This is a genomic window from Urbifossiella limnaea (assembly GCF_007747215.1).
Taxonomy (GTDB): domain Bacteria; phylum Planctomycetota; class Planctomycetia; order Gemmatales; family Gemmataceae; genus Urbifossiella; species Urbifossiella limnaea.
The window spans coordinates 42060-61482 of the sequence record NZ_CP036273.1 but is presented as its reverse complement, the minus strand read 5'-3'; the positions used below and the strand labels follow the sequence as shown (position 1 = coordinate 61482).

Below are 19423 nucleotides of genomic sequence, written 5' to 3'. Positions count from 1 at the left end.
GGGTCGCCGGCGGAGGGTCACGGGATGGCGAAGGCGAGGTTTTTGGAGTTGCGGGTGTACCAGTTGGCTGAGGAACTCGCCGACGCGGTTCATGAAGTCGTCGTGCCGTGGGACCGGCTCGACCGGAACACGGTCGGGGAGCAACTGGTCCGGGCGATCGACAGCGTCGGGGCCAACATCGCCGAGGGGTACGGCCGGGGGAGCTTCGCCGACAACCGGCGCTTCGTGCGAATCGCCCGGGGGTCGCTGTACGAGACCCAGCACTGGCTCCGCCGGGCGTTCAAGCGAAAGCTCCTGACGGACGAGCAGACCGCGCGGCTCAAGCCGCTTCTCGACGAACTCGCCCCAAAGCTGAACGCCTACCTGAAGTCGATCGGCCGCGGCGCCAAGCCCGCCACCCCGACACCGCCCCCCGTGCAGTAATTTGAAATTGGTCAGTGGCAATTTGGCTGACGAGCGGAGCGGCCCCAAGACTGATTTCTTGGGGCCGCTCCGCTCGTCAGCCAAATTGCCAATTTCAAATTACAACTGACCACTCACAGAATCCCGAACTTGGCGAACGCCTCCGTCGTCGTCATGCCGCCCGCGAGCGCCTTGCGCACCAGGTTCTCGCCGCTCACCTTCTCCTCCGCGAGCCGGAGCGTCTCCTCGGCCGCGCCCAGCGGCACCGCCACCACGCCGTCGTGGTCGGCCAGCACCAGGTCGCCCGGGTGGATCAGCACGCCGCCGCACACGATCGGAAGGTTGTGGCCCACCACGTCCAGCCGGCCCAGGCTGTCCGCCGGGTGGAAGCCGTGGTGGAACACCGGAAAGCCCATGTCGCGGATCGCCAGCGAATCCCGCGTCGGGCCGTCGAGCACCACGCCGCGGCAGCCGCGGTACTTCGCCGCCGTGCTCAGCAGCTCGCCCCAGAAGCTGCACCCGGACTCGCTCACGACCAGCACGTCGCCGGCGGCGAGCGCGTCCACCGCGGCCAGTTCGCCGGCGTAGGGGTGGGCGGGGGCGATGTCGCGGGCCGGGCACGTCTGCACGGTCAGCGCGTAGCCGGCGGCCTTCGCCTCCGGCCACAGCGGGCGGACGCGCGGGTGGAGGCTCTGGTTGCGGAAGCCGAGCTTGTCCAGCACGTCGGCGACGACGGGGGTGTAGAGCCGGCCGAGGCGGTCGGCCCAGGCGAGGGGGCGGGGGTGGGGCATGGCGGGTCTCGCGGCGCGGGGCGGTTACACTACGCCCCGCCGGGCGAGCCGCTAGCTCTTCTTCGGCAGCGGGAACGGCGGCAGGCCGGCGCCGCTCGGCACGACCAGCGGCGGCGCGGCGGGCACACTCGGCGGCGGCGCCGGGACGACCGGCGGCGCCGCTACCACGCCCAACCGCTTGACCCGCTCGTCCTGCCGGTCCAGCAGCTTGCGGATGTCCTTCATCAGCTCCTGCTCCTGCTTCTCCAGGTCCGCCTTGCGGGCGCGCAGCCCCTCCAGCTGGTCCAGCATCCGCTCCAGCGACTTCTCCTCGGCCGCGCCCACCAGCAGCGGCTGCGGCACGCTCGGCGCCAGGGCCGGCGCGCTCGGCGGAACGGGGGGTAGCGAAACGACGGCCGGCGGCGACGAGGGGGGCTGCGTGTGGGCCGCGCCGGCCGCGGCGGCGAACAGGAGCGGCACGATCAGCAGGCGGGCGCGCACGGGGCACCTCCGGGTCGGGGACGCGGCAACCGTACCCCGACGGCCGTGCGGGCGTCAACGCCACCCGCGGCAGTCACTTGCGGCGGTAGAACCGGTTCGCCACCAGCCCCTCGGCCGCCAGCAGCAGCAGCAGCAGGATCAGCAGCCACGGGAACAGCTCGACCGGCGCCCGCAGCGTGTCCGTGCCCTCGAACACCTTCTTCAGGTCCACGTCGCGGCCGACCTGCACCACGCTCCCGGCGCCGGTCACGTCCTCGATCCCCTCCACCGGCACCTTGTCCAGCGTGCTCTCGTCGGCCGGCACGTTCAGCGAAAAGCCCTCGCGCCAGTCGGGGTTCGGGCCGGTCAGCGAGAAGTTCCCCGGCAGGTTCGTCCGCGGCGGGGCGATCGTCACGTCTACCTGCTTCTCCGTCAGCTTCACCGCCGCCTCGCTCACCGCGACGCCGGGGCCGTCCAGCACCAGATTCCCCGGCCGGCCGGCCACCAGCTTCCCCACTGGGAGCCGCACCGACGCGCCCGTGTCGAAGTTGAACCGCTCGTCGTCGCGGCTGCCGGCCGCGGAGCGGAGCAGCAGCGCGGGGAACACCACCGTCCACGAGTTCTGGTAGTCCCAGTAGTCGTTGAACAGCGTGCCCGTGTCCATCGGGCTGGTCAGCTGGATCACCTTGCCCTTGCTGCCGCCGCGGCCGCGCTCCAGCACCGCCGGGCGGCGCGCCTTCGGGTCGTCGGCGTCGTCGTACCGCACCACCACCACGCCCTCCGGCAGCGGCTCGACCTCCCAGTACCCGCTCGTACGGCGCGGGGCGCGGAAGATGTCCACGTTCCCCGTCTGCCGCCACTGCCGCAGCGGCGCCAGCAGCGGGTGCGAGAAGGCGCGGTCGTCGGCGCCGGCGAAGATGTCCCACGTCACGCCCCTGCGGCGGTTCTTGGACTTCGCGTCCTTCGGCTCCTCGAACTCCTCGGCGGTGTCGATGAAGCGCTTGAACGCGCCCGGCAGCAGCTTGTTCGCCGCCTCGACCTTCGTGGGGTCGTAGCCGGCGCGGTCGCCCATCCGCTCGGGACCGCCGGGGATGATCAGCAGCTTGCCGCCGCCCTCGACGTAGCGGAGCAGCTTCGGCCACAGCGGGTCGTCGGCCGGCTCGGCGGGGTTGGCGACGCCGAACAGCGTGACCGCCTCGAACGCCGCCAGCTCCTTCCCGCCGAGCTGTTGCGGCGTGAGCGTCTCGTTGGCGAACTCCTTCCCCTCGTTCACGGCGAGGTTCCAGAACGCGGCGTCCTCGGGGTCGGTGGCGATGGTCAGCACGCGCCGCGGCTCGGCGGCGCGGAACGTGACGTACCGCACGTTGTCGGCGGCGAGCGCGTCCTTCGTCGGCAGCTCGAACTTGACTTGGTGCAGGCCGGGTTTCAGGTCGCGGAATTCGAACGCCACGGTCCGCGTCTGCCCGCGCGGCACGGCCACCTCCTTGCGCACCGGCTTGGCGTCGCCGAGGACGGCGTTCACCGGCACGGTCAGGTCGTCGGGGCCGACGACGCCGACGGTGACGGTCAGGCTCACCGGCGGCCCGGCGGGCACGACCTGCGCCTTGCCCTCGGTCATGCCCGCGGCCAGCAGCGCCACGTTCGTCGGCGTTTCGACGCCCACGTCCACGACGGCGTGCGCCGGCTTCGGCTCGGGGAAGGCGTCGCGGGTCTTCTTCAGGTCGTCGGCGCGGGCGGCGTCCCACGACGCGGCGGCGCGGTCGGTGAACACGGCGACGAGCTTCTGGTACGGGCCGCTCCCTTCGCTCTCCGCGTCGACGGTGCCGAGCAGCTGGTACGCCGTGCCGACGCCGCCGGTGACGGGCCGGCTGGGGCCGGCGGGGGCGCCGGTGGCGGCGGCCTTCTTGCCGCGCTCGGCGAGCTCGCGCAACCGGGTGCGGGCGTCGGCGGTGCTTTGAAGCCAGTTGCCGGTGGCGTCGCCGGACTCGACGACCGCGACGCGCGAGTTGTCGGGCAGCGAACTCAGCAGCTCGCCGGCGCGGCGGGCGGCTTCTTCGAGGCGCGTCTTTCCCTCGCCGTCGGCGTAGCCCATGCTCGGGCTGGTGTCGACGACCAGCACCGCGGCGACGGGCTGGTCGCCGGACAGGTTGACGAACCCGGTGCTGAGGACGGTGGGCTGGTAGAGGGTGACGGCGAACAGGGCGATGAGGAGCATCCGCAGCGCGAGCAGCAGGAAGTGGCGGAGGCGGAGCTTGCGCTGGTTGGTCTTGAGCTTCTGCTGGAGGAACCGGAACGCGGGGAAGGGGAGCCGCTTGGGCTCCTGCTTCATGATGAGGTGCAGCAGCACGGGGAGGCCGACGAGGGCGGCCCCCACGATCAGGATCGGGTGCATGAGGGGATTGTACCGGCTCGGGGCTTCGCCGCTTGCGGCGTAGCGCCGGGGGCGCTACGCCGCAAGCGGCGAAGCCCCGAGCCCCGCGCGGTCACGGCCCGATGGCGGTGGTGCCGCGCTCGCCGGTGCGGATGCGGACGGCGTCGTCCATCGGGAACACGAAGATCTTGCCGTCGCCGACGGTGCCGGTGTCGCCGGTCCGGGCGGCGCCGACGATCGCCTCGATCGCCGCCTCCACGAACGGCTCGTTCACGGCGATCTCCAGCTTCAGCTTCGGGATCAGCCGCACGGTGACCTCGGCCCCGCGGTACACCTCGGTGTACCCGCGCTGCCGGCCGCACCCGCGGACGTCGCTGACGGTCATCAGGTACACGTCCCGCTCGGCCAGCGCCCGCTGGACGTCCTCCAGCTTCTCCGGGCGGATGATCGCGACAATCAGTTTCATGGGCTCGCTGTGTGTGTGAGTGTTGGGGGAAAGCCGAGAGGCCCACCCGCCGCGGCGGGTGGGCCTCGGTCATCACATCAGCTCTCGACCGTGGTCTTGACCGGCGCCTTCAGCGCGGCGCTCAGGAGCTTCTGCAGCTCGTTCCGCAGGGCCACCGGGTCGCCGCCGCGGAAGCGGAACTTGTTCCCGGTCATCGTCGTGAAGTAGGGGTACACGGCCTTGAACGACGGGCTCGGCGGCGTCTCGCCGGGCTGACACATGGCCGTCCACGCCTTCACCAGCGTCGCCGGGTCGGCCCCCTCCACGGTCACCGTGAACCGCTTCGACAGCGGCCCGTTCGGCGGGGTGAGCGCGGCCTTCGGCTCGGGCAGCATGGCCCCGGTGGACTCCTCCAGGCCGCCGCCGCCGTAGTCGAACCCGACCTCGCCGTGCTGCGACAGGTCCAGGCCGATCGTCTCGTCCTTCGCGGTCACCGTGAACCCGATCGTCTTGTCGATCACCAGCACGATCACGCCGGTGGCCACGAAGGCGTACACGGCCGAGATCAGCGACGCCTTGATCTGCCACGCCAGCTGCGACGACATGTTGTAGGTCACCGTCGTCCCCTCGACGTCCGTCTTGCCGGGGAACGCGCCCTCGGGCATCTCGGCGCCGTAGGCCCACAGCGGGAGGCTCACGAAGATGCCGGTGAGGATCGCCCCGATGAGCCCGCCGACGCCGTGGACGCCGAACGCGTCGAGCGAGTCGTCGTAGCCGAGGACGCCCTTGAGCAGCACGGCCCCGTAGCACGCGGCCCCGGCCACCAGGCCGATGACCAGCGCCCCGCCCGGCGCCACGAACCCGCTGGCCGGCGTGATCGCCACCAGCCCGGCCACCATGCCCGACGCCAGCCCGAGGGCCGTCGGCTTCCCCTTCAGCAGCCACTCGGTCAGCGTCCACGACAGGCCGGCCGCGGCCGCCGCGACCTGCGTCACGGTGAACGCCGAGATGGCCTGGCCGTTCGAGTACAGGGCGGAACCGCCGTTGAAGCCGAACCACCCGAACCACAGCATGCCGGCCCCGAGGAGCGTGAGCACCATGCTGTTCGGGTGGAACGTCTGCTTGCCGTAGCCGACGCGGCGGCGGAGCAGGAGCACCGCGGCGAGGCCCGAGAACCCGGCGGCGATGTGAACCACGGTGCCGCCGGCGAAGTCGATGGCGCCGTTGACGCCGAGGAGCCCCGCGGCCGGGAAGATCATCGCCTCGCCGGCCGGCTTGCCGGTGCCGGCGATGTCCACCTTCGCGGCCGGCGACCACTCGAACGACCACACCATGTGGGCGAGCGGGTCGTACACGACCGTGGTCCACACGAGGGCGAACACGAGGTAGGCGCCGAACTTGACGCGCTCGGCGAACGCCCCCGACACGAGCGCCACCGTGATGATGGCGAACATGCCCTGGAACATGGCGTGCAGGTACAGCGGCAGGTTGGTGTTCGGGAAGGCGTTGAACTTGTTCCGCTCGGCGGTCGCCTTCGTCAGGTCTTCACCGGTCAGGCCCGGGTTTTCCTTGGCGACCTGCTCCTCGGTGACCGGGACCGCGCTGGTCCACGGGAGGAACATCAGCTCCTTGCTGAAGCCGACGACGCTCCCCTCGATCGGCTTGCCGTCGGCGTCGCTGCTGATGCTCATCTTCTTGAGCGGGGCGCCGAACGCGAGGGCGTAGCCGATGACGACCCACTGCACGCCGACGAGGGCCAGCGCCACCATCGTGTGCATCATCGTGCCGAGGACGTTCTTGCGGCGGGCCATGCCGCCGTAGAAGAGCGCCAGGCCGGGCATCATGAGCATGACCAACGCACAGGAGACGAGCATCCAGCTGATGTCGGAATACTTGTGGGCGGCGGTGGTGGCGGAGGCGCCGGCGTCGACGCCCGCCTTCTCGGCGGCCTTCACGTCGGCCATCATCGCCGGCGTCTTGGTCGGGTCGGGCTCGGCCTTTTTGCCGGGCTCCTGGGCCAGACCGGCCGGCGCGAGCGCCAAACCGAGGACGACCGCCGTGAGGGCGGAGAGAGCGAGGCGCAACACAGGCGTCTCCTGCGCGGGTAGGAATTCGACGGCCCACTCTCAAGGCAACGTCGATGCCGGCAGGCTGGGGAAAATGCTACGGGTTCAGCAACTGCTAGCAAAACAGGCACTTCGGCAGCGATTTCGAGTACGGACCGGGCGTTTAAGCGCAATCGGGTGATGAGATTCGTGGCAGACATGCCCCGGTGCGTGCTCGAAAAGCGGGCAATGGTGTGAGACGCAGCGCGGCGCCCGAAAACGATCCAATCCGGTGCCCAAATCGCGGGCAGCGGCAACCGAACTTCCCGCGCCATTTTCCCGCAACTTTCCGTCCCGCGCGACCGATGTCCGGTTGTAACGCCCGACCGGACCTCCGACCGCGGCTCCGGCCCCCGGGCGCGGCATCGCAGATGCCCTGGCTTTGCGGCGGGCACCCGGCTATGGGTTCCCGCCCTGAGTGGCAACCCCCCGTGCCCGGAATTCTTCCGGGCCGTGGGGCGCCGCCGGACCGCCGAGGCACGGGCCGACCACAGTTCTCCCCTCCGTCGGCCGCCCGCGACTCCCCGATCCGTCGTTCCGATTTTTCACGCCGGCATTGCCCCCGTTCCCGCGGGGACAGCCGGCCCGGAGCGCCGACATGACCGCCTACGACCTGATCGTCGCTGCTGCGCTGTTGTCCGCCCCCGCCGGCACCCCCGAGGTGCCGCCGCCGCCCGAGCAGTGGCCGGCGATGCAGCAGGCACTCCACACCACCGCCCTGCGGCTGGAAATCCTCGACGAGCGCGAGACGCGCTACGTGCTGACCCGGCTCGAAGACTTCGAGACCGACCTGGACCTCCTGCGCCGCCGCCACGCCGACCTGCGCGACGCCCCGCCCCTGGCCGACGCCGACCGCCTGCCACTGCGCGAGTCGGTGAACCAGCTGATCCAGTTCAACCGCACGTACCGCCAGCACCTGGAGGCGCGGCAGGCGTGGGAGGCCGACCGCGCCGACGTGATCGGCGTGGCGCTGGCCGAGACGGACCGGCTGTACAAGGTGTGGGACGCGGTCCGCGACGCGCGCTGCGAGTTCTACTACGTGACGGTCCGCCGGCAGGCGCTGAAGCGGCTCCGTGACGCGCTCGGCGACCCGGCCTACGTGGCGACCGACCTGCCGCCGCACGTGCCGGCGTGGCGGTTCCAGGCAGCGCGGTGAGAAATGACGAATGACGAATGACGAATGACGAATGACGACCAGCAGTTCCGTCATTCGTCATTCGTCATTCGTCATTTCCGAGAGGGGTAATCCTTACCCGGTAGCTTTTGCAATCGCGTGACACCTTTTTGCAAGCCCGCCCCAGATTAGACCCGTGCCGCCCGCCGTTTGCTTTTTTCTTCCTCTGTTCCCGTCAGCACTTACGCCCGCGCTGCCGACCGGCGCCGCCCGCGCGGCACGGGCACTGCTTTAGTTTTCCTCCGTCAAACCGGTCTCCCCCAGAACGGTTGACGGGTCGAGCGGGTTCCCAGCCGCGAGACCAACCCGGACCGATAACCCCCCGACGCCCTCCCCCAACACACGGGCGTCCCCTTCGGGCCGGTAGACTTCCTTCCCCCTGCGAGCCGACCGGCCCCCCAGCCGGTCGGCTCGCCGCATTTCCGGGCCGATTCCACCGGTCGCGCGCGGCGTGCGGGTCGTATAATTCGCGGTGCCCTGCAGCGCCCGCACCGCCCGAGCCGCCATGAACGCCAACGCGCCGCTGTACGTCACGCCCGCCGGCCCGGTGCAGATCCCCGAGTCGCCGTTCCCGGGGGCCGAGATCGCCGACCTGCTGCGGCAGTCGATCGACCTGCAGCGCGAGCAGGTCGCGCTCCTGAAGCAGCAGCAGGCCGCCGGCGACAACGTGAGCCGCTGCCGGGCCTTCCTGGCGAAGTGGGCCGACGAGTTCCCGCACGTCGGCCCGGCGTGCAAGCAGTCGCTGCCGGCGCTGGAGCGGGCCTACCTGGCGCTGCTCTCGGACCTGACGGACAAGGTGAAGGATCTGGGCGACGACCTGGCCGACGACTTCGTGCTGTCCGACTTCCTGGACCGCTACGGCGTGAAGGTGAACCAGCTCGGCGGGATCATCAACCAGATCAGTCCCATTGCGGACGCGGCACCCGCGGAAACGCAGTAGAGGAGTCGTCGGGGGTGGAGGAGTAAAACCCTTCCGGACTCCGAACTCCGCCACTCCCGAAGACTCCCAACGACTCCCGAAGACTTCCCCTGATGGACCCAACCCCCACCCAACTGGCCCACCTCCGCGAGCTGTACGCCGCCGGGAAGTACCGGCAGGCGCACGACGTGGCGGCCGCGGTCGGGCCGGTGCGCGGGTGGCAGGGCACCTCCGCCCGCCTCATCGGCGGCCGCCTCGCCATCCAGCTCGGCGCCCCCGAGCTCGGCCGCAAGCTCCACCTCGCCGCCTACCGCGCCACGCCGGGCTACCCCGAGGCGGTGTATTATCACGCCCGCTACCGGCTCGACGCGTTCGGGCCGCTCGCCGCGTGGCGGTTCATGCGCGAGCACATGGACTGGTCCGACGCCCCGCCCGAGCTGCACGCCGACTGGCTGGCACTCGCCGGCTTCACCGCGGCGCGCCTCAAGGACTTCGACCGCGCCGAGCGCTGGTTCAACCGCGCCGAGCTCGTCACGCCCGACCGCCCGTGGCCGGCCGTGGAGCGCGCCGGCGCCTACGACCTCGCCGACCGCCCGGCGGACGCGCTGGCCGCGGCCCGGCGGTCGCTGGAGCTGTCGCCGTGGTTCCGGCCCGGCGTGCAGGCGGTGGCGCACGTCCTCATCAAGCAGGGCCGCGACGCCGAGGCGCTGGACTTCCTGACGGAAGCGGTGACGCACCTCGAAAGCGGTCTGGTGGTGGCGCAACTGGCGGCGCTGCAGACCGACCTGGGCCGCCACGCCGACGCGGCGCGGTCGCTGGAGCGGTACGCCGAGCTGTCGCCGCTGATCGAGCCGGACGTGGCGAAGTGGCTGGCGGCGCGGCGGGCGGAGGCGTTCTACCTCCTGGGAGACATCCCGATGGCCGCGACGCACGCGCGGGCCGTCGGCGAGAAGGTGTTCACCGGCTTTGCCGAACGGCTCGAAACGGCCGAGCGCCCCATCGTCCAGCGCACCGTGCTCCCGTTGAACCTGAAGTACGACACCACCCCGCCCACGCCCTACGACCTGCTCGCCGCCCACTGGAACCACCCGCTCCCGAACGCGCCCGCCGACGCGCCGCCGACCCCGGACGGCCTGCCCGACGCCGCCGAGCGCGCCCGCGCCGCCGGCTGGGCCACCCGCGAGTTCACCCTCAGCGCCGACGCCGCCGTCGCCCTGATTCAGCGCGGCGTGCCGTTCGTGCTCACGCTCGTCGAGGCCGGCTTCTCGCAGGCCCGGCTCGTCGTCGGCGCCGACGCGCTGAAGCACACCGTCTTCCTCGCCGAGCCCGGCGACCGCCGGCCGACCGAGGCGCCCGTCGGCCCGCTGCTGGAGCGCTTCGCGTCCGCCGGTCCGCGGTGCCTGGCGCTGGTGCCGCAGGCGGAGGCGGCCCGCCTCGACGGCCTGGACCTGCCCGACGCCGCCGCCTACGACGCGCTGTACGCCGTGCAGCGGCCGCTGCTGACGCACGACCGCCCGGCCGCGGTCGAGGCGTTCGTGCTGATGTGCGCCACGTTCCCCGGCCACCGCCTCACCGTGCTCGCCGAGCTGGCCCTGGCCCGGTACGACGCCAACCCGGTGAAGCTGCTCGCCGCCTACGACCAGCTGCTGACGCGCTTCCCGCACGACGCCACGTTCGTGATCGGGAAGGCGAACACACTCCGCGAGCTGTACCGCCACGCCGACCGGCTGGCGCTGCTGGAGGCGGAGGGCACCCGCGGCGACGCCGAGGCGCTGGTGATGCAGTCGCTGGCGCAGGTGCTGCTGCCGCTGCCGCACCGCCAGGCCGACGCCGACCGGCTGTTGCGCCGCAGCGTGCGGGTGCGGCCGGCGGCGGCGTCGGGGTACTTCCTGCTGGCGACGCAGTGGTGGGAGCAGCGGCGGTTCGACGAGGCGGCGGAGGTGTACCGGTTCGCGGTGACGCTGGAGGAGCGCGAGGAGCCGTTCGCCGAAGCCTACGTGAAGGCCGCCCGCGCCACCGAGCAGGTGCCCGAAGCCATGCGGCTGTTCCAGCAGCGCGCCGGCCGCGCCGCGGTGCCGTCGCCGGCGGCGACGCGGGCGCTGTACCACGCGCTGCTCGACCGCGACGAGCCCGAGCAGGCGCAGGCGGCGCTCGACGGGGCGATCAAGAAGCTGGAGGGGCAAGCGGCGGCGCCGGCGGCCCGCGCCCGCGCCGAGCTGCTGCTGTTCCGCGCCGAGTGCCACGCCGCCGCCGACCGCGTCCCCGAGGCCGACGCCGACCTCGCCGCCGCCCGCCCGCTCACGCCGCCGGCCACCTGGCACCGCGCCGCCGGCCGCGTCGCCCGCACCAAGCCCGACCTCGCCGCCGCCGGCGCCCACGCGCTGGAGGTGCTGAAGTACGAGCCGCTGTCGATCGAAGCCCACCGCGCCGCCACCGCGGTTCTCGCCGAGGCCGACGGCCGCGCCGCGGCGCGCACGCACCTGGCGCAGGCGACGCAGCGCTTCCCGCACTTCCACCCGCTGCTCAAGCTCCGCGCCGAGTTCCTGTCCGGCGACCCGGACGCCGACGCCGACGCCATCCTGACGGACATGCTCGCCGACGCCCCCGCCGACGGCTGGGCGCTGCGCCAGCGGGCGCTCATCCTCTCCGACCGCAAGCGGCACGACGAAGCGCTCGCCGTGGCCGAGAAGTCGGCCGAGTTCGAGCCGGGGCACCCGTGGTTCTACGGCGTGATCGCGCAGGTCCACCGCCGCGCCGACCGGCCCGACGAGGCGGCCGACGCCCTCCGCGCGGGGCTCCGCCAGAACGTCGACCAGGAGGCGCTGATCGGCGAGCTCGTCGGCGGCGCCCGCGGCCGCGACGCCCGCCGCGACGCGCTCGACTTCGTGCTCGCCGAGCTGCGCCGCCAGCCGCACACCGGCGAGGGGCTGGTCGCGTACGTGTCGCAGGCCCACCAGGCGTTCGGCGACCCCGAGGAGCATTCGGAGCTGCTCGAAACGCTGGAAGACCTGCTGGACGCGCGGCCGGACCTGTGGCAGGCGTGGTCGGTGGTCATTCAGCAGATGGCGGCGCTGAACCGGCTCGAAGAGGCGAACGAGCTGGCCCGCGAGGCCACGGCCCGGTTCCCCCTCCTCGGCAAGCTGTGGTTCGACCGCGCCCAGGTGTGCCACGCCAAGGGCGACGCCGACGGCCGCCTCGACGCGCTGCGCCAGGCCGTCGCCGCCGTGCCCGGCTGGTCGCCGGCAGCGCGCGAGCTGGCGGAAGCACTCGACGACGCGGACGACAACGCCGAGGCGATCCGCGTGCTGCGGCGGAACGTGCTGCGGTCGCCGACCGACCCGCTGGCCCACGGCTTCCTCGCGGAATGGCTGTGGGAGGCCGGCGAGAGCCGCGAGGCGCTCGACCGCGCCATGCTCGCCGTGCGCCACGAGCCCGGCTACGACTGGGCGTGGCACGCGATTCAGCTGTGGGCCGACCGGCTCGAAGTGCCCGACGAGGCCGCCGAGACCGGCCGCGAGCTGGCGAAGGAGCGCCCCGGCGACCCGCGCGTCTGGCTGCGGCTCGTACGCGTCCTGAACCACCCGCGGCACAACGAGGAAGTGCTCGCGGCGCTCGACAAGGTGACGGCGCTCGACCCGCGCAACGTCGAGGCCCACGACCTGCGCGCCGAGCGCCTCGCCGAGATGGGCCGCTACGACGACGCCCTCGCCGCCGCCCAGCCGCCGGCGCTCGTGGCAGACCTGCCGTTCGTGCTGCAAGGGCGTGCCGCGTGGGTGGAGGCGAAGCGCGGCAACTACGCCGCCGCCATCCCGCCCATGCAGGCGCTCGTGGCCGTGGACCCCAAGTACGTGTGGGGCTGGCACCAGCTCGCCGACTGGTACAACGAGACCGGCCGCGCCGACAGCTACCTCGAAGCCGCCTCCGAGCTGGTGAAGCTGCAGCCGGGCCACCCCGTGTCGATGACCCTGCGCGGCGAGGCGAAGCTGCAGACCGGCGACCGCGACGGCGGCAAGGACGACCTGCGCGAGGCGCTGGCGACCGCCGCCGCGTACTCGCCCGCCGCCGCCATCCTGTTCGACGCCCACCTGGCCGACGAGGAGTACCGGGAGGCGCGGCAGGTGCTGGCCGTGCTGCAGGAGCACCTCGCCGGGCCGGAAGTGGCGGTGAAGCAGATCCAGCTCGCGGCGAAGACGAACGACCCCGAGGCGGCGGGGCGGGCGTTCGCCGAGGTGTGCGAGGGGCCGGGGCAGTCGCCGTTCCCGATCCAGGCCGGGCTGAGCGAGATGCGGTCGGCCGGGTGGGAGGAGCGGGCGCACCGGGTGCTGCGCGAGTCGTGGCAGAACGGCGGCCCGTTCCACCCGTGGGCGCCGATCTTCTGGATCGACTCGCCCGACGGCCAGACCGCCGACCCCGGCGACCGCATCCGCGCCGCCGACGCCGTCATCAAGGCGTACCCGCGGTTCATACCCGGCCACGACAGCAAGGCCGAGCAGCTGGTCGCCGCCGAGCGCTACGACGAGGCGCTGGCCGTGTGTACGAACCCCGAGCTCGGCGACCCGCCGCCGCGCGAGATGCGCGCCCGCGCGGCCTGGGTCGAGGGGAAGCGCGGCGACCGCGGCCGGGCGATTTCGCAGATGCGGGCGCTCGTGGCCGAAGACCCGTCGTTCGTGCTCGGCTGGCGGCAGCTCGCCGGCTGGTTCGACGCCGCCGGCCGCTACCGCGAGTGCCTCGAAGCGAGCGACCAGTACGTGAAGCTGGAGCCGCACAACCCGGTGGCGCACGTCTACCGCGGCGAGGCGAAGCGGAACCTCGGCGACCGCCGCGGCGCCGCCGCCGACTTCGCCCGCGCCTTCGAGCTCGACCCGAGCTTCGAGGTGGCCGGGCTCAACCTCATCACCGAACAGCTGGCCACCGGCGACACCGGCGGCGCGGCCCGCACGCTGGCCGGGCTGCGCGAGCACGCCGACGGCCCCGTCGTGAAGCTGCGGGCGGTGCAGGTCGCCGGCCGGCAGGGCGACGCGGACGCGGCGGTCGGCCAGTTCCACGCGCTGGCCGCCGACCCCGACGCCGGCCGCGGAGTGATCCGCGAGGCGATCCAGACGTTCGACGCGGAAGGGTGGGGCGCCCGCCTCACGAGCGAGCTGAAGGAGCTGGCGTTCGTCGAGGACGCGAACCCGGCGCTGGCCGGGCTGTGGGCCGAGCGCGCCGCCGCCGCGGGCTCGCTGGAAGAAGTCGCGGACCGCGTGGCCGAGTTGCTGGCGCGGAACCCGGACGCCGGCCGCGAGCTGGTGCTGGCCTACGTGTGGGCGCTGGCCGAGGCGGGGAAGCCGGTCCAGGCGGTGGTGCAGCGCTACAGCGACGTGCTGCGGCCGGACGACTCCGCGTGGGCGCGGGCCGGCGCGGCGCTGGCCGCGGCCGGGCACACGGCGCTGGCGGCGGCGTGGCTCGCCGACTACCGCGAGCGCGACGCCCTGGAGCCGTGGATGCTGCGGCCGCTGGCGGCGGCGTACCGGGCTCTCGACCAGGACGACAAGGCGCTGGACGTGTGCCGTGCCGCGGTCCGCCTCGGCGGCCCCGAGGAACTGCTGGCCGAGTTCCGCGTCTGGCTCGCCGTCGACCTGGCGCTCAGCGGCCAGGCCGAGGACGCGGAGGGCCAGATCGCGCGGGTCGATCTGCCGACGCTCGGTGACGGCCCGCGGCTCGTGCTGACGCTGGCGGAGGCGGTGCTGATGCTGTTGCGCGCCGGCCCGGGCGGGAAGGCGGCGGCGTTCGCGGAGGCGAAGGACCACCTGAAGACGGCGGCGGCGGCGTGTGCGGCGAAGGACGTGCCGGCGGGTGCGGGTCGGGCCTACCGGCGGACGGTGGCGCGGCTGGCGGCGGAGGTCGGCACGGTAGGGGCGAGGCTGTGGGCGACGTGGCAGCGCGTCGCGCCGGCGGTGCGGTGACAACGCCGGAGCCGGCCCCTCACGGGGCCGGCTCCGATCACTTACCGCAAGACTACTTCGCCGCCTTCTGCTTGGCGGCCGGCACGCCGGGGCCGCCCCGGAGCCGCTCCTGTTCCCGCTTGATCGCGTCCGGGTCGGTCGTCGTCGGGAGCTCCTTGTCGCCCCCGCCGCACCCGCACACCGCGGCCAGCACGAACGCCACGATCAACCGCTTCATTGCTCGGTGCTCCGGGTTACGGGAGGGTGAGGGTCTCGCCGCCGTTGCGGGTGCCGGCGGCGGTCCAGGTGTCGGCGTCGATGGCGTCGTTGACGAACCGGACGGCCCCGTCGGCCATCACCACGTTCGCGCCGCCGGTGTGGCGGCTCTGCACCGGGGCCACCATCCGGCCGTAGGCGCCGGGCCGCCAGCACGGGCTGTTCGGCGGCAGCAGGTGGTTGTACAGCCCCCGCCACATCGAGCCCTCGGCCCACGGGTAGCCGCGGCCGCGCCAGCCGCCGCCGGCCAGCGACGCCGTCTGCCAGTTCAGCGCCAGGAACGCCGCCCGGGCCGCCGGCAGCGTCGTCGCCGTCACGCTCCCCGCCTCGAAGCAGTCGCCGAGCTTGTTGTTCGGGCCGCCGGCCTGGGGGTAGTTCCCGGTCTCGGCCGCGGCCGCGGTGTTCGACGACCCATCAATGAGGTCGCCGACGCGGATCTCGGTGGCGGCGACGGACGGCGAGCCCTCGCTCACCAGCCGCATCCCGAACACGCCGTCCCAGCCGTTGATCTGATTCCAGCTGCCGGAGTTGAACTTGTAGCTGGAGTACCCGAACACCGCCGACTCGCCCCGCTCCGTCTCGGACGGGCACACGAACACCGTCGGCTTGTTCGCGTTGTACGCGCCGAACGGGTCGGCCGTGAGCAGGCTCGGGATCAGCGCCGCGATCGCGTCCTGCTCGACGTACGACAGCAGGTACACGTTCGGGCCGGCGAACGTGCCGGGGTTCGTGCCGGCGGGGAACTTCTGGTGGGCCGAGTGGTAGTTGTGGAGGGCCAGGCCGATCTGCTTCAGGTTGTTCTGGCACCGCGCCCGGGCGGCCGCCTCTCGCACCTTCTGCACCGCGGGTAGCAACAGTCCGATCAGGATGGCGATGATCGCGATGACGACCAACAACTCGATCAGGGTAAAGCCACGTCGTCTCATCAATTCAGCCTCGAACGCAAGCGGGATGTGAAACTGGGCGGGGGAGGGCGGCGGCCGGTAACGCAACACGGGTGCCGGACGAGGCCGGCACTCATCGCCGCGTCACTTTTCGCAACATCAATCAGGCCGGTCGCTTAAACTTGAAATTGTTCGTAGTTGAAACGGAATTCTCGCGGTCGGCCGTGGGGCCTGCCCAATTCGTAGCCAGGCTGTGCAGTTGATGGCGTCACGGGAGCGGTTGTAAGACAGGGGGGTGGACGCCCGCGCCCGGCCCGAGGCTGTGATGCTCCCCGCCGACCTGTTCCGCTTCTGCCCGCGCTGCGGCGCCCCGCGCCCCGCCGACAACGCCGGCGCCGTTCCGCTCCGCTGCGACGCTTGCGGCCTCGTCCTGTTCTTCAACCCCACCGTCGCCGCCGCCGCGTGGGTGTTCGACGCCGCCGGCCGCACCCTCCTCATCCGCCGCGACCGCGAACCGGCGAAGGGGAAGCTCGCCATCCCCGGCGGGTTCGTCGACCCCGGCGAGACCGCCGACGCCGCCCTCCGCCGCGAGATTCGGGAGGAGGTGGGGCTGGAGGTCGAGGGCGTCGCGTACCTCACGTCGTTCCCGAACCGCTACCACTACCGCGACGTGACGTACCCGGTGCTCGACCTGGTGTTCACCGCCCGTGCCGTCGCCCCGGAGGCGGCGCAGGCGCTCGACGGCGTCGCCGGCATCGAGTGGCGCCGCCCGGCCGACGTGACCGCCGACGAGGTGGCGTTCCCGTCCATCGCCGAGTCGCTGCGACTGCTGTAGGGCTCCGCGGCGGGCCGGGGCCGGACCGGTTTTACCGGTCGCACGGGGTGGGCGGGTTGGCCGGGCCGCGAGCGCGGGTTTTGATTTGACTTACCCCCCCCGCAACCTACGGTTGTTGAGGTTACAACTGAAGGACCGTTCCGCCCCGGCCCGCGCCCCGGCCGGCTTCCGGAGTCCCGTGCTCATGGCCGACCCGAACACCCCCGCGGAACCGTCGCTGTCCGCGGCCGAGCTGCGCCGCCGGCTGCTCGCGTCCACCCCGCCGCCGGTCGCCGGGGCCGCGTCCCCCGACTTCAACATCGCCGACATACCCGCCGCCACCGCGTCCGGGTCGTGGTCCACCAGCAGCGGCGCCGACCTGCTCGCCCGGCTCCGGATGCCCGGCGGCAAGTCGGGCTCCATCCCCGTCCCCGCGGCGCGGCCGGCGCCGGCCGCGCCGATGCCCACGCCGGTCAACCGCCGCACGCCGGTCCCCGGCCGCGCCGCCGTCGACCCGGCCAGCGCCATCGCCGGCGCCCTCAGCCACCTCGCCGGCCTCGCCGAGCCGCCGTCCGGCAGCGGCATGGCCGCCGCGCGCGGCGGCGGCGTCCCGGTCGACGACTCGCCGCTCGCCGAGATCCACCGCCTCCGCTCCGAGAACAAGGAACTGCGGTCGCTGCTGGAGGAAATGAAGCAGCTCCTCCAGGAGGCCAGCGGGGCCGAGCAGGACTTCACCACGAAGCAAAAAGAGTACGAGGCGGCGCTGGCCGAGAAGGACGCCCAGGTCGAGGAGCTGGCGATCCAGCTGGCCGACGTGGAGGACAAAATCTCCCGCGGCGAGCTGGCCCCGCCGCCGCCGGTGCCCAAGACGCGGTCCGAGCTGGAGGAGTGGGGCGACGAGCTGGAGAAGGAGAACGCCAAGCTGACGCAGGACCGCCGCCGGATCGACGACGAGCGGCGGCAGCTGCGCGAGGACGAGGAGGCGCTCGAGACGCAGATGCGCGAGATGGAGATCGGCATGGCCCGCGAGCGGGCCATCCTGGCGCGGCAGGAGACGGAGCTGAAGCGGCTGAGCGCCGAGATCCAGCACGAGCTCGACCTGCTGCAGCGCGGCGACGCCAGCCTGCGGGAGCAGATGTCGAAGTTCCAGCGGCGGGCGCAGGACGTGATGGTCCGCCAGAGCGGCCCGCAGCCGCGGCGGTAGCGGAACGGGACAGGAGGCGGACGACAGGACGCGTGGTCAGGCCCGAGGGCACACCCTCGGGCCTGTTGCGTTCCCGGTCGCCATGCTCCCCGTCCCCTGACTCCTGTCGCCCGACTCCTACACTGCCCCCGCCGGTGTCGCCGGGCGCGGCGCCGGGCCGTTTCCTTTCCCGTCGCCCGTCCGCCCGCCAGGAGCCGCCGATGCTTCCGCGCCTCACCACCGCCGACCGCCGCCGGTTCCTCGCGTCCGCGGCCACGCTGCCGTTCTGGACCGTCCCCGGGGCGTTCGCCCAGGAAGTGGCCCGCACCCCCACCCCGCCGCAGACCGAAGGCCCGTTCTACCCCAACCGCCTGCCGCTCGACACCGACAACGACCTGCTCGTCCTCAACGACAACATGACGCCCGCGGTCGGCGAGATCACCCACCTGACCGGCCGCGTCCTGGACCCGAAGGGGAACCCGGTCCGCAACGCGCTGGTGGAAATCTGGCAGTGCGACGCCCGCGGCGTGTACCTCCACACCGGCGACAGCGGCAGCAAGCAGGACCAGCAGGACAAGAACTTTCAGGGCTTCGGCCGGTTCCTGACGGGCAGCACCGGCGACTACTACTTCCGCACCATCAAGCCGGTGCCGTACCCGGGGCGGACGCCGCACATCCACGTGAAGGTGAAGCAGGGCCGCCGCGAGCTGCTGGTGACGCAGCTGTACATCAAGAACCACGCCGGCAACGACCGCGACGGCATCTTCCGCTCGGTGAGCCGCACGCCGGCGACCAAGGCGGCGGTCGAGGTGGACTTCGTGCCCGTGCCCAACTCGCGGACCGGCGAGCTGAACGCCAACTTCGTCATCGTGCTGGGGCAGACGCCCGCCGGGTGAGCCGGGTGGACTTTTCCGGACTTTCCGATCCGATTATCGAAATTCCCCATTTCCTCGCGCCGCGGCCCGGGTTACTCTCGGCGGCCGCGGCGCACCCGCGCCGCGATTCCAGACCTCGTGCCCGGAGGCCCGTCGATGGCTCGGTGGTTCGGTGCGGCTGCGGCCGCGCTGGCGGCGCTGGTGATGACCCTGTCCGGCTCGATGGCCGACGAGAAGGGGCCGGCCGCCAAGGACGTGATGAAGGCGGTGGCCGGTAAGACCGGGTTCTGCGCCAAGTGCGCGGGGGCGGTCAAGGCCGCGAACTGGGCCGAGGCCCAGGACTACGCCAAGAAGATGGCCGACTGCGGGGTGGCCCTGACGAAGGCGCCGTGCCCGAAGGGGGACGCCAAGTCGTGGGAGACGCTGACCAAGCGCTTCTGCGAGCAGACCGCGGCGGTGAACAAGGCGGCCCAGGCCAAGGACGGCGAGGCGTTCGGGGCCGCGCTGAAGACGTTCACCGGGTCGTGCAAGACCTGCCACGACGCCCACAAGAAGTGACCGGCGGGTGGCCGCGGCGCCGGGTTCGAACCCGGCGCCGCGGCCACCCGGATGCGGCCACAGGGGCGGGGGGGTGTCGTCAACACACTCCCACCCCGGGGGCCGCCCGGCGTGCGCCGGTTGCTCCTCGCCGCGGTCGCCCGGCGCGCCGCGTACACCGCCGGCGGCGACCTACCGCCCGCCGCCCCGAAAGCACTCCGCATTCAGAAGTCGTCCCGCAGCGTGCGGCGCGGGCCGCGCCGC

15 protein-coding genes are annotated in these 19423 nt (G+C 72.7%); 8 read left to right on the top strand and 7 right to left on the bottom strand.

The annotated features are described in order from the left end of the window. The first annotated feature begins 24 nt into the window (after positions 1–24). Positions 25–423 (top strand): four helix bundle protein, encoded by a 399-nt coding sequence (locus tag ETAA1_RS00315; protein ID WP_145233287.1) that lies wholly within the window; start codon positions 25–27, stop codon positions 421–423. A 113-nt stretch (positions 424–536) separates the two neighbouring features. Here the strand turns inward: ETAA1_RS00315 and ETAA1_RS00310 are convergent, their stop codons facing one another. From ETAA1_RS00310 to ETAA1_RS00290, 5 genes are all read right to left on the bottom strand, one after another. Continuing rightward, the gene (locus ETAA1_RS00310; protein WP_145233285.1) at positions 537–1193 is read right to left on the bottom strand and encodes an RraA family protein; all 657 of its coding nucleotides are present in this window, start codon (positions 1191–1193) and stop codon (positions 537–539) included. A gap of 51 nt (positions 1194–1244) precedes the next feature. Beyond that, positions 1245–1673, bottom strand: a complete 429-nt coding sequence (locus ETAA1_RS00305) for a hypothetical protein (RefSeq protein ID WP_145233283.1) — start codon at positions 1671–1673, stop codon at positions 1245–1247. 73 nt (positions 1674–1746) lie between these two features. Continuing rightward, positions 1747–4044: a BatA domain-containing protein gene (locus tag ETAA1_RS00300; RefSeq protein ID WP_145233282.1), complete on the bottom strand. Its 2298-nt coding sequence runs from the start codon at positions 4042–4044 to the stop codon at positions 1747–1749. Positions 4045–4135: 91 nt separating this feature from the next. Then, positions 4136–4489, bottom strand: a complete 354-nt coding sequence (locus tag ETAA1_RS00295; protein WP_145233280.1) for a P-II family nitrogen regulator — start codon at positions 4487–4489, stop codon at positions 4136–4138. 77 nt (positions 4490–4566) lie between these two features. Beyond that, positions 4567–6552: an ammonium transporter gene (locus ETAA1_RS00290; protein ID WP_202920552.1), complete on the bottom strand. Its 1986-nt coding sequence runs from the start codon at positions 6550–6552 to the stop codon at positions 4567–4569. A 619-nt stretch (positions 6553–7171) separates the two neighbouring features. On the opposite strand from ETAA1_RS00290, the gene ETAA1_RS00285 reads away from it, so the two are divergent. The 3 genes from ETAA1_RS00285 (at position 7172) to ETAA1_RS31310 (ending at position 14611) form a co-directional block, all read left to right on the top strand. Beyond that, a complete protein-coding gene (locus ETAA1_RS00285) occupies positions 7172–7729 on the top strand; it encodes a hypothetical protein (protein ID WP_145233278.1) in 558 nt (185 codons plus the stop codon). Between the two features lie 523 nt (positions 7730–8252). Then, complete coding sequence (locus tag ETAA1_RS00280) at positions 8253–8687, top strand: hypothetical protein (protein WP_145233267.1); 435 nt, start codon at positions 8253–8255, stop codon at positions 8685–8687. A gap of 92 nt (positions 8688–8779) precedes the next feature. Then, the gene (locus ETAA1_RS31310) at positions 8780–14611 is read left to right on the top strand and encodes a hypothetical protein (RefSeq protein ID WP_202920551.1); all 5832 of its coding nucleotides are present in this window, start codon (positions 8780–8782) and stop codon (positions 14609–14611) included. A gap of 52 nt (positions 14612–14663) precedes the next feature. On the opposite strand, the gene ETAA1_RS31305 is transcribed toward ETAA1_RS31310, so the two are convergent. Further along, positions 14664–14828: a hypothetical protein gene (locus tag ETAA1_RS31305; protein ID WP_202920550.1), complete on the bottom strand. Its 165-nt coding sequence runs from the start codon at positions 14826–14828 to the stop codon at positions 14664–14666. A 16-nt stretch (positions 14829–14844) separates the two neighbouring features. After that, positions 14845–15792 (bottom strand): DUF1559 domain-containing protein, encoded by a 948-nt coding sequence (locus ETAA1_RS00265; RefSeq protein ID WP_145244519.1) that lies wholly within the window; start codon positions 15790–15792, stop codon positions 14845–14847. 283 nt (positions 15793–16075) lie between these two features. On the opposite strand from ETAA1_RS00265, the gene ETAA1_RS00260 reads away from it, so the two are divergent. The 4 genes from ETAA1_RS00260 to ETAA1_RS00245 all read left to right on the top strand — a co-directional run bounded on the left by ETAA1_RS00260 (position 16076) and on the right by ETAA1_RS00245 (position 19180). Beyond that, positions 16076–16585, top strand: a complete 510-nt coding sequence (locus tag ETAA1_RS00260) for an NUDIX hydrolase (RefSeq protein ID WP_145233262.1) — start codon at positions 16076–16078, stop codon at positions 16583–16585. A gap of 184 nt (positions 16586–16769) precedes the next feature. Beyond that, positions 16770–17768 (top strand): hypothetical protein, encoded by a 999-nt coding sequence (locus ETAA1_RS00255; protein ID WP_145233260.1) that lies wholly within the window; start codon positions 16770–16772, stop codon positions 17766–17768. A 200-nt stretch (positions 17769–17968) separates the two neighbouring features. Beyond that, the gene (locus ETAA1_RS00250) at positions 17969–18643 is read left to right on the top strand and encodes a dioxygenase family protein (protein WP_145233258.1); all 675 of its coding nucleotides are present in this window, start codon (positions 17969–17971) and stop codon (positions 18641–18643) included. A gap of 135 nt (positions 18644–18778) precedes the next feature. Continuing rightward, positions 18779–19180, top strand: a complete 402-nt coding sequence (locus tag ETAA1_RS00245) for a cytochrome c (protein WP_145233256.1) — start codon at positions 18779–18781, stop codon at positions 19178–19180. Positions 19181–19423 lie beyond the last annotated feature (243 nt).